This is a genomic window from Bradyrhizobium sp. S3.2.6, assembly GCF_040546885.1.
Classification (GTDB): Bacteria; Pseudomonadota; Alphaproteobacteria; order Rhizobiales; family Xanthobacteraceae; genus Bradyrhizobium; species Bradyrhizobium cytisi.
Genome location: NZ_JBEPOS010000002.1, coordinates 749,494 through 762,651, shown reverse-complemented (window position 1 = coordinate 762,651; position 13,158 = coordinate 749,494). Strand labels below are relative to the sequence as shown.

Annotated in this window: 11 protein-coding genes; 1 reads left to right on the top strand and 10 read right to left on the bottom strand. The window is 63.2% G+C overall.

Annotation, left to right across the window (positions count from 1 at the left end):
* Positions 1-308 precede the first annotated feature (308 nt).
* The 8 genes from ABID58_RS07750 to ABID58_RS07715 form a co-directional block, all read right to left on the bottom strand.
* A complete protein-coding gene (locus ABID58_RS07750) occupies positions 309-1,484 on the bottom strand; it encodes a Gfo/Idh/MocA family protein (RefSeq protein ID WP_148749096.1) in 1,176 nt (391 codons plus the stop codon).
* 13 nt (positions 1,485-1,497) lie between these two features.
* The gene (locus ABID58_RS07745) at positions 1,498-2,553 is read right to left on the bottom strand and encodes a sugar phosphate isomerase/epimerase family protein (protein ID WP_148749097.1); all 1,056 of its coding nucleotides are present in this window, start codon (positions 2,551-2,553) and stop codon (positions 1,498-1,500) included.
* A 157-nt stretch (positions 2,554-2,710) separates the two neighbouring features.
* Positions 2,711-3,871, bottom strand: a complete 1,161-nt coding sequence (locus ABID58_RS07740) for a Gfo/Idh/MocA family protein (protein WP_354032164.1) — start codon at positions 3,869-3,871, stop codon at positions 2,711-2,713.
* Positions 3,872-3,884: 13 nt separating this feature from the next.
* Positions 3,885-4,646 (bottom strand): sugar phosphate isomerase/epimerase family protein, encoded by a 762-nt coding sequence (locus ABID58_RS07735; protein WP_354032163.1) that lies wholly within the window; start codon positions 4,644-4,646, stop codon positions 3,885-3,887.
* Positions 4,647-4,671: 25 nt separating this feature from the next.
* Positions 4,672-5,757, bottom strand: a complete 1,086-nt coding sequence (locus ABID58_RS07730; RefSeq protein ID WP_354032162.1) for an ABC transporter ATP-binding protein — start codon at positions 5,755-5,757, stop codon at positions 4,672-4,674.
* Positions 5,758-5,763: 6 nt separating this feature from the next.
* Positions 5,764-6,648: a carbohydrate ABC transporter permease gene (locus ABID58_RS07725; protein WP_354032193.1), complete on the bottom strand. Its 885-nt coding sequence runs from the start codon at positions 6,646-6,648 to the stop codon at positions 5,764-5,766.
* 5 nt (positions 6,649-6,653) lie between these two features.
* Positions 6,654-7,532 carry a carbohydrate ABC transporter permease gene (locus ABID58_RS07720; protein WP_148749102.1) on the bottom strand — a complete coding sequence of 293 codons (879 nt, stop codon included), beginning with the start codon at positions 7,530-7,532 and terminating at the stop codon, positions 6,654-6,656.
* A gap of 77 nt (positions 7,533-7,609) precedes the next feature.
* Positions 7,610-8,854: an ABC transporter substrate-binding protein gene (locus ABID58_RS07715; protein WP_354032161.1), complete on the bottom strand. Its 1,245-nt coding sequence runs from the start codon at positions 8,852-8,854 to the stop codon at positions 7,610-7,612.
* A gap of 178 nt (positions 8,855-9,032) precedes the next feature.
* Here ABID58_RS07715 and ABID58_RS07710 point away from each other — a divergent pair, with 178 nt between their 5' ends.
* Positions 9,033-10,097: a LacI family DNA-binding transcriptional regulator gene (locus ABID58_RS07710; RefSeq protein ID WP_354032160.1), complete on the top strand. Its 1,065-nt coding sequence runs from the start codon at positions 9,033-9,035 to the stop codon at positions 10,095-10,097.
* Positions 10,098-10,626: 529 nt separating this feature from the next.
* On the opposite strand, the gene ABID58_RS07705 is transcribed toward ABID58_RS07710, so the two are convergent.
* Together ABID58_RS07705 and ABID58_RS07700 are read right to left on the bottom strand one after the other, a co-directional pair.
* Entirely contained in the window at positions 10,627-11,388 is a 762-nt protein-coding gene (locus ABID58_RS07705) for an SDR family NAD(P)-dependent oxidoreductase (protein ID WP_354032159.1), read from the bottom strand.
* Between the two features lie 21 nt (positions 11,389-11,409).
* Complete coding sequence (locus tag ABID58_RS07700) at positions 11,410-13,149, bottom strand: nitrilase-related carbon-nitrogen hydrolase (protein ID WP_354032158.1); 1,740 nt, start codon at positions 13,147-13,149, stop codon at positions 11,410-11,412.
* Between the last annotated feature and the right edge of the window lie 9 nt (positions 13,150-13,158).

The window sequence follows — 13,158 nt, the reverse complement described above, 5'->3', positions numbered from 1 at the left end:
GTCTCTGGGACGCTATTGGTCGCATCGTCGACACCTACACGCCCGCAGAATCCACAAACTACTTCGTGGCCGCAGGGTACTTGCAACCTGATCGGCTAACGCTCTAGTAGCACCTGGACCACAATCGGCAAACGGTCGGCATTCAGCCGCTCGATTGTGGTGCCCATGCTGATCGCGGCGAGCGGCTGCCCAGTGCGTTGCGGCTAGGGGACCGACGACTAGGCGCGTCCCAAGCACTCCAAGGGTTTTTGCCTTGTAAGACGCCGCAAGCACAACCCCACCGCCGACTGCTATAGACGTGTCGGCAGTTACGTCATTCGAACCCAGGCACCCTTGCGTGCCGAGGACTTCACCGCAGCATCGATGAACTTCACGCCTGCTAGGCCATCCTCAACGGTCGGAAAGGTCACCTCGGGATCCGGCCGTCCGCCGGCCCTTGCCGCGCGGATGGCGCGCGCTGCCTCGGCATAGATTGTTGCGAAACCCTCAAGATATCCCTCGGGGTGGCCGGAGGGGACGCGGGTGACGCGGCCCGCCTCGCCCAAGGCGCCGGCCCCGCCGCGGGTCAGGAGCTGCTTCGGCCGGCCGTAGGGCGTGAACCAGAGATGGTTCGGATTCTCCTGCGCCCATTCGAGGCCGCCTTTGCTGCCGTAGACGCGCAGCGTGAGGCCATTCTCATTGCCGACGGCGACCTGGCTCGCCCACAGCATGCCCTTGGCGCCGCCCTTCCACTTGAGGAGGATCTGGACATCGTCGTCGAGACGCCGTCCTTCGACAAAGGTCGACAGCTGGGCGAACAGCTCGTCCAGTTCGAGCCCGGTGACGAAGCAGGCGAGATTGTAGGCATGAGTGCCGATGTCGCCGATGCACCCGCCGGCGCCGGACCGTGCCGGGTCCGTGCGCCACGCCGCCTGCTTGTGGCTGCTTGCCTCTAATCGCTCGGTCAGCCAGTCTTGGAGATATTCGGCATGGACCAGCCGAATCTCCCCGAGGTCGCCATTCGCGACCATAGCGCGCGCCTGCCGGACCATGGGATAGCCCGTATAGTTGTGCGTCACCACGAACACCTTGCCGCTCTTCTTGACGAGCGCCACCAGCTCTTCGGCCTCCGCCACGGTCGTCGTCAGGGGCTTGTCGCAGATGACGTGGATTCCGGCTTCAAGGAAGGTCTTCGCGACCGGGCTATGCATATGGTTTGGAGTTACGATCGAGACCGCCTCGATGCCGTCCGCTCGCGCGGCTTCGGCCGTCGCCATCTCTTCGAAGGAGCCATAAGCGCGATCGTCGGCGATGCCGAGCTCCTTGGCCGAGGCCTTGGCTCGAACCGGATCGGACGCGAGCGCGCCGGCAACCAGCTCGAACTGGTCGTCGATGCGAGCGGCAATGCGGTGGACGGCGCCGATGAAGGCCCCCTGTCCGCCGCCGACCATTCCCAGTCGGATACGCGCATGACCGCCGGGTTCATTGCTTGCGTTGATCGGCATATTCTCCTCCCGCTCAGGATAGGCCCAGCATCTTGCGGTTCGCCGTGTCGTCCGCGCCCGAGCCCGCGAAATCGTCGAAGGCTTTCTCAGTGACGCGGATGATATGGCTCTTGATGAACTCGGCGCCCTCGCGCGCGCCCTGCTCAGGATGCTTCAGCGCGCACTCCCATTCGAGCACCGCCCAGCTGCCGTAATCGTGTTGCGTGAGCTTCGAGAAGATGGCGCCGAAATCGACTTGGCCATCGCCCAGCGAACGGAAGCGACCGGCACGGTCGGCCCAGCTCTGAAACCCGCCATAGACGCCTTGACGGCCCGTCGGGTTGAACTCGGCGTCCTTGACGTGGAAGGCCTTGATGCGCTGGTGGTAGATGTCGATGTAGTCCAGATAGTCAAGCTGCTGCAGAACGAAGTGCGACGGGTCGTAGAGCAGATTCGCGCGCGTATGGTTATTGACCCGCTCCAGGAACATCTCGTAGGAGACGCCGTCGTGCAGATCCTCGCCCGGGTGGATCTCATATGCAACATCAACGCCATGCTCGTCCGCATAGTCGAGGATCGGCCGCCAGCGCTTCGCGAGTTCGTCGAAGGCTGTTTCGACGAGGCCGGCCGGACGTTGCGGCCACGGATAGACATAGGGCCAGGCAAGTGCACCGGAGAAGGTCGCGTGTGCGGTGAGCCCGAGACGCCTGGAGGCTAAGATCGCGCGCTTGACCTGGTCGACGGCCCACGTCGTGCGCGCCTTGGCATTGCCGCGCACCTCCGGCACGGCGAAACCGTCGAATGCCGCATCATACGCCGGGTGAACGGCGACGAGCTGACCCTGAAGATGAGTCGAGAGCTCGGTGATGCAGAGGCCGTGATGGGCTGCGATACCTCTCACCTCGTCGGCGTAGTCCTGCGACTCCGAGGCCTTCTTCAAGTCGAAAAGCCGCCCATCCCAGCTCGGAATCTGAACCCCCTTGTAGCCAAGCGAGGCGGCCCATCCGCAGATCGAATCGAAGGAATTGAACGGCGCCGCGTCGGCAGCGAACTGAGCGAGGAATATCGCTGGTCCTTTGATCATCTTCATCGAATGCTTCCTTCTATCCTAGACGCTCCAGCAGCACCTGCCCGCTGAGCTCGATACCCCACCAAAACTCGCCTCCCCTTGCTGGTTCCCGGAGACCGGGCGGGCATTTCACTCCAATACCCAGATCGGGCAATCTTAGCTGAGGACTGTCCCGGCTTCAGAACGTCTCCCCGGCCCACAACGCCATCGCCTCGAGGTCGGACAGCGGGGCCGGTCGCTCGACGCGCGAGCGCACTGCGATCTCTCCGCCTTCGACGCCGGCCTTGAGGATCGCGTGCTTCACTTCCAGCGCATGGCTCGCCAGCGCTCCGGAGGAGCGGTGTGGCGTGCCGTGTAGCACCGCACTTGCGAGTTCGGCGACGCCCAGACAACGATAGTTGGCCTGATTCGGCATGTGATCGGCCCAATTCGGCGAGCGCCAGTTGGGCTTGCCGAACGGCCGGTCGTCGGCTGCGACCGAGATCCAATCGCCACCCTTCTCAGTGTATTGCACGGCGCCGCCGAAGAAATTGGGATCCGGCACCCGCAGCGAGCCCTCGGTGCCGTAAAGCTCGATCGGCGGATGTCCGTGTTTCCAGACGTCCCAGCTCATCGCAAAGATGATGTCGGCACCCGACTCGAAATGCAGCAGCGACATGACCGTCGTCGGGGTTTCAACCGCGACGGTTTTACCGTTCATCGGCCCCTTCGAGGTGACGAGCCGCGTGGCGAAGCCGGCGCTCGCGCGCCCCTGAACTCGTGCAACGGGACCCAACAGGTTGATGAGGGCCGCCAGGTAGTAGGGGCCCATGTCGAGGATCGGTCCGCCGCCCGGCTTGAAGAAGAAGGTTGGATCGGGGTGCCAATGCTCCATGCCATGCGACATCAGAAAACAGGTGCCATAGAGCACCTTGCCGATCCGCCCCGTATCGACGAACTCGCGCGCCATCCGTCCGCCGCCGCCAAGGAAAGTATCCGGCGCGCAGCCGAGCTTCAGGCCGCGACGCGCCGCCTCCGCGACCAAGGTCGCGGCGTCATTGGCCTCCACAGTGATCGGCTTTTCGCCGAACACGTGCTTACCGGCGTTAAACGCCGCTTGGCTCACGTCGTAGTGCGCGTTCGGCGTGGTGAGATTGATGATGATCTGGATCTCAGGACGCGCCAGCAGCGCCTCGATCGACAACGCCTCGATGCCGAACTGCCCCGCCTGGGCTTGCGCGGCCTCGGGCCGCAGGTCGGCACAGGCGACCAGCCTAAGATCGCGGAATTTCGGCAAGTTGTGCATGTAGATCGTCGAGATGTTGCCGCAACCGACGATGCCGACTCCGAGCCTGCTCATGATCCCCTCCCTGTTACGTCCAAGCGGTCACGGTCTCGAGCGCCCTGCGCGCGAAGCGGGCGACGTCATTCGGCTTGTCGTGTTCAGCGACGAACAAGGAGACCCTGGCCTCCGTCATCGCCGCGCGCAGCGCCGGCCAGTCCATGATGCCGTGGCCGGGATCAGCCCAGCCGTCCTCGTCGACGCACTGTCCTGATGGCGCAAGATCCTTGATGTGGCAGGCGACCAGGCGCTGCGCATGTTTCTTGATCTCGGCAACCGGATCGCCGCCGCCGCGCACGATCCATGCGAGATCAGCCTCCCAAACGAGGTCGGGCGCCTCCTCGAACAGACATTCGAGATAGGTCTTACCGCTGCCGCTACGGCCGTATTCCCAATGATGGTTGTGCCAGCCAAATTTGAGCCCCTCGTCGGCCACCGCCTTTCCGATGTCAGCAAGCTCGCGCCCAATGCCGCGCCATTCCTTTTCTCCGCCCTCGCGCTCGCCCAATGGTGGGGCCGGCGCAAAGATGGTCTCGATGCCGAGTCCCTTGCACATCCTCGCCGTGCTGACCGCGTCCCCGCGCAGCCGGTCGAGCCCGACATGGGCGCTCGGCGCGGTCATCCCGTGGACATCGAGGAGCCTCTTCAGCGTCTCGGGATCGTTGAACAGTCCGCCCCAGGGCTCCACCATCGTGTAGCCGAGGCTGGACAGCAGGGCGATCTGCGCCTCGAGCGGGGTGATGGAGCGGACTGAATACAGTTGTATGGAAAATCGGTCGATCGGCTTGGTCATGTCGCGCTTTCGGTAGCTGGAGGATCTAGAGGCGTTGTCCGCTTGTCTCGTCGAACAGCGACAGCGCCTCGGCGGGAAACCGCAGCGCGAGCGTGTCGCCCTCGCGCATTTTCGCGTCGGCGTCATCGCGGAAGGAGAAGGTCGTGCCGTCGGCGAGGCGGCACCAGATCAGCGTGTCGGCCCCCATCGGCTCGACCATCTCGACGCGGGCGGACACTGCGGACGGATCGTCGGACGCAGTCAGCTCGATATGCTCGGGACGGATGCCGAGAACGGCCGGCGCGTCGGTCGGCAGGCCGCGGAAGGCGTAGCCGTTCAGTCCGAGCCGGTTTGCGCCGGCGATGAATCCGGTCTCGCCGTCGCACGCGATCCGGCCGGGAATGAAATTCATCGCGGGCGAGCCAACGAAGGAGGCGACGAACCGGTTGACCGGCTCGCGATAGATCTTCTTCGGCGTGTCGAGCTGTTGGATCACGCCACCCTGCATCACTGCGATCCGATCCGCGAGCGTCAGCGCCTCGATCTGGTCGTGCGTCACGTAGATCATGGTGGCGCTGAGCCGTGCATGCAGCCGCTTGATCTCGACCCTGAGTTCGGCGCGCAGCTGGGCATCGAGATTGGAGAGCGGCTCGTCGAACAAATACACGCCGGCATGGCGTACCAGCGCCCGTCCAATCGCGACTCGCTGGCGCTGCCCGCCGGACAACTCGCTGGGGCGGCGGTCGAGGAGACTGGTGAGCCGCAGCATCTGCGCGGCCTCGCCGACGCGGCGCTCGATCTCCTCCCGCGGCGTTCCCGCGACCTTCAGCCCGAACGACATGTTCCGGCGCACGCTCATGCGTGGATAGAGCGCGTAGCTCTGGAACACCATCGCGATGCCGCGATCCTTCGGTTCTGCCCAGGTGACATCGCGGCCGCCGATATGGATCTCGCCACCCTTGACGTCGATCAGCCCTGCGATCGCGTTGAGCAATGTCGACTTGCCGCAACCGGACGGTCCAAGCAGTACGAGGAACTCGGACGCCTCGACGTGGAGATTGAGATTCTCCAGCACCTTCAGGCCGCCAAAGCCGATCTGAAGGCTCCTGATGTCGACGTTCGATTTCTGCATGCTGCGTCAGCCTTTCACTGCGCCGGCGGCGATGCCGCGCACGAACCACCGGCCGGAGCCGAAATAGACGGCGAGTGGCAACAGCGCGGTTAGCAGCGTCGCCGCCATATCGACATTGTAAGCGCGCTCGCCTTGCGTCGAATTGACGATATTATTGAGCTGCACCGTCATCGGCAGATTGTCGCGGCCGGCGAAGACAAGCCCCAGAATGAAATCGTTCCAGATGCCGGTCGTCTGCAAGATGACCGCGACCACGATCATGGGGGTGGCCATCGGCATCATGATCCGCGCATAGATCTGGTAGAAGCCGGCGCCGTCGACACGGGCGGCTTTGAACAACTCCACCGGCAGCGAAGCGAAATAGTTGCGGAACAGCAGCGTCATGGTGGGTAAGCCAAAAATCGTGTGGATCATCACGATGGTGAGGAGCGACTGCCCGAGGCCGGTGAAGGAGAACACCCGAACCAGCGGATAGATGAACAGCTGATAGGGAATGAAGGCGACCACCATCATCGCGCCGAACAGGATGTTGGCGCCGGGCAGACGCCATAGCGATAGCGCATAGCCGGTGAGCGAACCGATCAGGATGGAGATCGCGACCGACGGCACCAGGATGCGCAGCGAGTTGAAAAAGCCGATCTTGATGCCCTGGCAGGTCAGGCCGGTACACGCCGAGGTCCAGGCCTTGACCCACGCTTCGATGCTGGGAGCTATCGGCAAGGCCAACAGATTGCCCTGCCGGATCTCTGCCATCGGCTTCAGCGAGGTGACGACCATTACATAGAGCGGCAGCAGGAAGTAGAGCGCGGTAATGAAGATGAAGGCATAGAGGCCCCAGCGGGCCGGGGTCATGCGCTTCGGCCGCCGTGCTGCGGGTAAAGGCTGTGCCACCGCGGTCATCGCATCTCCCCCTTGCGCGCGCGCCAGTAGAGATAGGGCGCGACGACCGCGATCACCGTGATCAGCATGGTGGTGGCCGCCGCCGTCGCAAGCCCGATATTGGCGCGTTCGAACAGATGATCCATAACGAATTTGGCGGGCACCTCCGAGGCGATGCCGGGTCCGCCATTGGTCATCGATACCGAGAGGTCGTAGAGGCGCACCACGCCCGTCGAGAGCAACACCGCGGCGGTCGCAAAGCTCGCACCCATCATCGGAATGATGATCGACATATAGACCCGCCATTTCGGCAGGCCGTCGACCCGCGCCGCCTTCCAGATCTCCTCGTCGACGCCGCGCAACCCGGCGAGCATGATCGCCATCACCAACCCCGAAGCCTGCCAGACGCCCGCGATGACCAGGCAATAGATTGCGGTCTCCGGCCGTACAATCCAGTCGAACGTCGCGTTCTCGAAGCCCCAGCTGCGCAGCACGTGCTGGATGCCGAGCGTCGGGTTGAGCAGCCATTGCCAGACCAGGCCCGTGACGACGAAGGACATCGAATAGGGATAGAGAAAGATCGAGCGGATCGTGTCCTCGGCACGCACCCGCTGATCGATCGCAACCGCCAACAGGAAGCCGATCAAGAGCGCGAACGACACGAACAGCACACCGTAGATAACGATGTTGTGGACCGAGGTGATCCAGCGGTCATTGCCGAGCAACGTCTCGTATTGCCGAAGCCCGACGAAATTGTTGTTCGGCAGCATGCGCGAGTTGGTCAGCGACATCCAGACGGTCCAGCTGGTGGCACCGATATAGACGACGAGCATCACCAGCAGCGCCGGCAAGAGCGCGGAAATCGCGGAGAATCGTGAGGTCAACGAAAGACGCATCGGGCCCGCGCGAGCAAGGGTAGATTTCGATGACGGTCTGGGGCGGCCGACTAGTCAGCCGCCCCTGGCCGGGCGCGTCAGTACTGCGCCTTCAGCACGCCGGCGACCTTGGCGGAGAATTCGTCTGCGCCCATATTGGTGTTCCAGTACTGCGAGATCGCATCTTCCAGCGCACCAATAAGTGCAGGAGGTGCCAGCATGTCGGCCGATGGCAATTGCTGCGCGGTATTGGAGACATATTGCATGCCCTTCTGGGCGCAGGCGTCGAGCTGAGAGGCATCGACGTCGCTGCGGACTGGGATCGATCCCTTCTTCAGCGAGAACTGAATCTGGGTCTCGGGCTTCAGCATCAGCCTTGCGAGCGTCACCTGCGCCTTGGTGGTCGAAGCGTCCTTCGTCTTCGGGAACACGAACACGTCCCCGCCCATCATGTATCCGCCGCCGTGGTTGGACAGCACGGTGCAGCCGTAATCCTTCTCGGGGACCTTGCCGGCAGCAACGAATTCGCCCTTGGCCCAGTCGCCCATGATCTGCATCCCAGCTTTGCCCTGGATGACCAGATTGGTCGCATCGTTCCAGTTACGCCCGGGAGCGCCGGCATCGACATACGCCTTGAGCTTCTTGTAGGCGACCGCGACCGCCTTGAACTCGGCACTTTGCGCCAGCGCCGCGTCGCGCTTGCCCATGATCCCAACCCACATCGGCCCGCCGCCGACGCCGATCAGCACCGCGCTGAACAGATTGCGCTCCCATACCTTCTGACCCGAGAAGGCCAGCGGGATCACCTTGCCGTCGGCTTTCAGCTTGTCGAGAACAGCAAAGGCGTCGTCCCAAGTCTTCGGCTCGGCGGCGCCGACCGACACGAGCACGGATTTGTTGTACCAGAGCCAGTTCTGGCCATGGATGTTGATCGGCACCGCGAACATCTTGCCGTTACGAGTTGCAGCCGCAACGAACGCTGCAGGCATAACGCCGTTCCAATTGCCCTCCGCGGCGACCGCATCGACATCGGCGAGCAGATCACCCTCCACCAGTTCGTCGAATTGCTTGCCGGTGTTGAGTTGCATTGCGGTCGGCGGATTGCCGGCGACTGTACGGCTGATCGCGGCATTTCGCGCATTGGCGGCACCGGCTACAGCGCTGTCGATCCACGTTCCGCCGGCCTTGGTGAACTGATCGGCAAATACCTTGACCGCGGCAGCCTCGCCGCCGGAGGTCCACCAGTGGATGACCTCGGCCTTCATCTCTTCTGCGGAGACCGGTACCGAGACCCAAGCCGTGGCGATAACCGCCACCGATGCGAACAGCGCGCGCTTCATCATTCCCTCCCGGATATGCCTTTGCAGACCTGTGTATTCGGCTTGCGGCCCTTATGGGCTCGTTGTGGCTTTACGCATCGAATGTAATCGATTACATTTTTATCCTAGCAGGACTTCAAGATTTTGCAAGTCCCGTCATGACGCCGAGAGGGCGAGCCTCGATATGGCCAAGCGAACCGGAGTGACACGTCAAAAGGCGGCCAAAATCGCCGACGTCGCGCGACTGGCAGGAGTCTCGGTTGCGACCGTCAGCCGGACGCTGGCGCGCCCCGAGGTCGTGATTGAGGAGACCCGCACACGCGTACTCGCCGCCGTGCGCGACACGGGCTACATGCCCAACATTTCCGCAAGGAACCTGCGTGTCCGAAAGACCATGGTCGTGCTGGTGGCGGTGCCGGATATCGCCAACCCGTTCTTCGCTGAGGTTCTACAGGGTATCGACGACACGCTGTCGGCCGCCGGCTACGGACTTATCATTGCCAATCTGGCCGGCTCGCCGGAGAAGGAGGCGCGCTACGTCGACTTGATCTGCGCCGGCCAAGCCGACGGCGTGCTGCTCTTGTGCGGTCACGTGATGCGCAGCCCGGACCGCGACCTACGCGACGCGCGTGTGCCGTTGGTTGCCGCTTGCGAGTACATCCCCTGCGAAAACTTCCCGCAGGTCACAATCGACAATGTTGGCACTGCGCGGGAGGCGGTGCGACACTTGGTCGAGTTGGGCCACGCCAGCATTGCCTATTTGTCGGGGCCGAACTCCAACATCCTGGAGGAGCAGCGTCTCGAAGGCTATCGGCAGGCCTTGCGCGAGGCGGGAATTGCAGCCGATGCGAGCCTGATCCTGCCCGGCGATTTCACCTTCCGCACCGGCGTCGAGGCCGGCCGGACGCTTCTGACGCTCGATCCCGCGGCGCGTCCGACCGCGCTGTTTGCAGCCAATGACGAGATGGCGATCGGCCTGATCAAAACCGTGCACGCGGCCGGCTTGCACGTCCCGGACGATCTGTCCGTCGTCGGCTTTGACGGCATTGCCTACGCTGACTATTGCGAGCCGACCTTGACGACCATCGTCCAGCCCCGCCGCGACCTCGGGGCCACCGCCGCAGCCGAACTGATCACGCTGATGACGACCGGCAAGGCGGGGCTGCGGAAGCACATCAAGCTTCCCGCCAAGCTGATGCTGCGCGACAGCACGCGCCCGCCTCGGAAGGGTCCCGGCCGTACATTCCGAAGCGCGAGGTCCGGCTAGCTAGGACGGCTGCAACTCCTGGACACAGCCAGGATATGCGGCAGATCACTACCGACCGGACAGTGCTTATCATCGCCCCCCAGCCTTTCCACCATTTGCACAGCCGACCGGATCATCACCTTCGAACGCGATCGTCTGGCGGAAGACTCACACGAGCAATTGATCGGAAGCGCCGGTCACCACGCGATCCTGCACCGTGCCCGACTGGAATCCATGACGTTCGCTAGACGGCTCAACACCCTCCCTGCGCGAGCGTCGAGACGATCGACATCACTGCCGTCGCGAATCCCGACACCAATTATGGTCCTCGCTGGCATTCGCTACACTCGTTTTCGAAGATGATGGCGAGGTATGCGCCGTTTTGCTCCTACGCTGTGAAGCCGGTCTTTTCGGCTATTCCCCAAAGCGCGCTGTAGGCCTCAAGCGCGGCAGAGCTCTCGGCGAGCAAGCGATGACTTTCGCTCCAATCCATCATGGGCAAATTTTGAGCTATCGAGGTCCAACGCAAGGCAAACGCCGATACGTTTTCCTACAACTGCACCCCCCGCGTGAGTGCGCCGTCGACGACAAGATTTGTGCCCGTGATGAAGCTGGCCGCGCGGCTGGCGAGAAACACCACGGCGTTAGCCATTTCCTGCGGCGTTCCCATCCGACCCATCGGGTTGAGGGCTAATGCAGTCTTGTAGAGCTCGGGATTGTTGTCCTTGATCATGTTCCAGACCCCGCCATCGAAGTAGGTATTGCCCGGGGAGACCGAGTTCGCGCGAATACCCTTCCCTGCGAGCTGATTGGCCAGTCCCTGCGTGTAGTGGATGATCGCCGCTTTGAAGGTGCCGTAGGGACCCACGGCAAAATCGACCTCGCGCCCTGAGACGCTGGAAATGGTGACGATCGCGCCGGCGGCACTCTTCTCTAGATAAGGCATGGCCGCATTCACGAGCCGAACCGTACCCATCATGTCGGTCGAAAACTCCTTCGCCCAGCTTTCGTCGTCCTGCCCGATGGCAAGCGCGCTGACATTAGCGACGACGACATCGATGCCGCCGAGCTTGGCCGCCATATCGCCGACCCAGGCCTTCAGTGCTGCCGCATCGGAGACGTCGACCGCACCACCATAGGCCACGATGCCATTGGCCCTGAGCGCGGCGGTCGTGCTCTCGACCTCGGCCAGATTGCGAGAGCACACGCCGACATCGGCGCCTTCGGCGGCAAATGTCTCGGCGATCGCGCGGCCGATTCCCTTGGTGCTGCCCGTGATGAGAACCTTGGCGCCCTTCAGTCCCAGATCCATGGTCGGATTCCTTTTCGTGGTTCAGTAATTGTTCGCAGCCACCTTGACCAATCCACGATAGCTGTGCGGCATGCGCATCGAAACCAGATCCTTTCGACGCACGACATTGGTCGGATAGATGCTGTCCAGATTGGTCGTATCGACCAGTGCGGTTGCAATGCCCGCGGCGTCGGCCACGATCGCCTCCCGCCGCGGAAACGCGAACGTGTCAGGACCGAACACGCCGCTCAACCCGGGATAGCCGCGCTCGGGATCGACGACATTGGCGAAGGCGAAGAACAAGTTGTTTTCGCCGGCGCGAACGCGGAAATGATGCCAATGATGCGGATCCGGACCGGTCGGAATCGGCTTCGGCTGCTCGACCTCCGTCCCGGCATGCGACGAACTGAAGCGCCCCCTAATCGCGGCGGGACACGCGATGAGATCGCAGCCGCGCAGCGCCAGGACCCGGCCCGCTTCCGGGAAAGATGCGTCGTGACCGATCAGCAGCCCAATGCGGCCGATCGGCGTGTCAACGACGGTCCAACCGTCACCGGCCGTGGCCCAGCTTCGTTCGTCGATGGTGAGATGCGTCTTGCGATAGACCGAGATATCCCGATCCGGCGTGACCAGGCAGGCGCTGTTGTAGAGCGTATCGCCGTCTCGCTCGGCGAGCCCGCAGACCAGATACAGCCCGAGTTCCGCTGCAAGCTCAGCAAGGCTGTCGGTCGCCGGTCCCGGTAACGGTTGCGCCGATGTCGCGGGATCGCCAAGTCCCGTCAGGGCAAGCTCCGGAAAGACAACGAGCTCAGCACCGTCGGCGCTGGCCTTGCGCGCGAGTGCTGCGATCTCCGCGAGATTTTGGCTGAGGTCATCGCCAGGGGCAAATTGCGCGACGCTGACCTGCGAAGCCTTTCCGGCTGGCCAGGGCTCGTGGCCGTAGAGGCCGAAGAAGTCACGCGGGTTCCAGCTGAAGGTATCGGTGAGCAACTCCGGATAGAGTTCAGGCCGCCGCTGCGCGAACACGGTTTCGCCGAGCACGCGGCGCGCGCGAGCAGCGTCGAGACTGATCTCGGACAGCAGGACACCATCGCCCTTGTCAAGCACAGCCGTCACTTGCCCGTCCGGCGCGATCACGCAGCTGCCGCCGCTGAACTGCACGGAGCGTTCAAGCCCCCATCGATTGCTCTCAATGACGTAGCAGCCGTTCTCGAAGGCGCGGCTGATCCAGTAAGGCGCGGGCGTCCGCTCTGCCAGCCAGTTGGAGATATGGCAGATGACGTCCGCGCCCCCGAGCGCCATCAGCCGCGCGGTTTCCACGAAATGGATGTCCATACAGATCAGCAGTGCGATCCGCCCGATCGGCGTCTCGAACACCTGGTTGTGCAGATCGCCCGCCGCCGCCCATTTCGGCTCGGAGATATAGGGATGCGTCTTGCGGTGGCGACCGACAACGCCGTCGGGGCCGATCAGGACGGCTGTGTTGAAGTAGATGCCGTCCTCATCGACCTCCGGCATGCCGACAACGATGTAACAGGCGTGCTTGCGCGCCAGTGCCGCGAAACGGTTCGTGGTTGGCCCCGGGATCGTCTCGACAAAAGGCGCGACCTCGGCACGGTCGAACCAGCAATAGCCCGTCGTTCCCATTTCCGGCGTGACGATCAGCTTTGCGCCGGCAGCCGCCGCCTGCTCGCAGAGATCGAGAAGGCGAGTAATGTTGCGCTCCTTCTCGAACATGGTCGGCTCGAACTGGACGGCGGCGACCTTGTGCTTGGTGGACATGATCCGGCC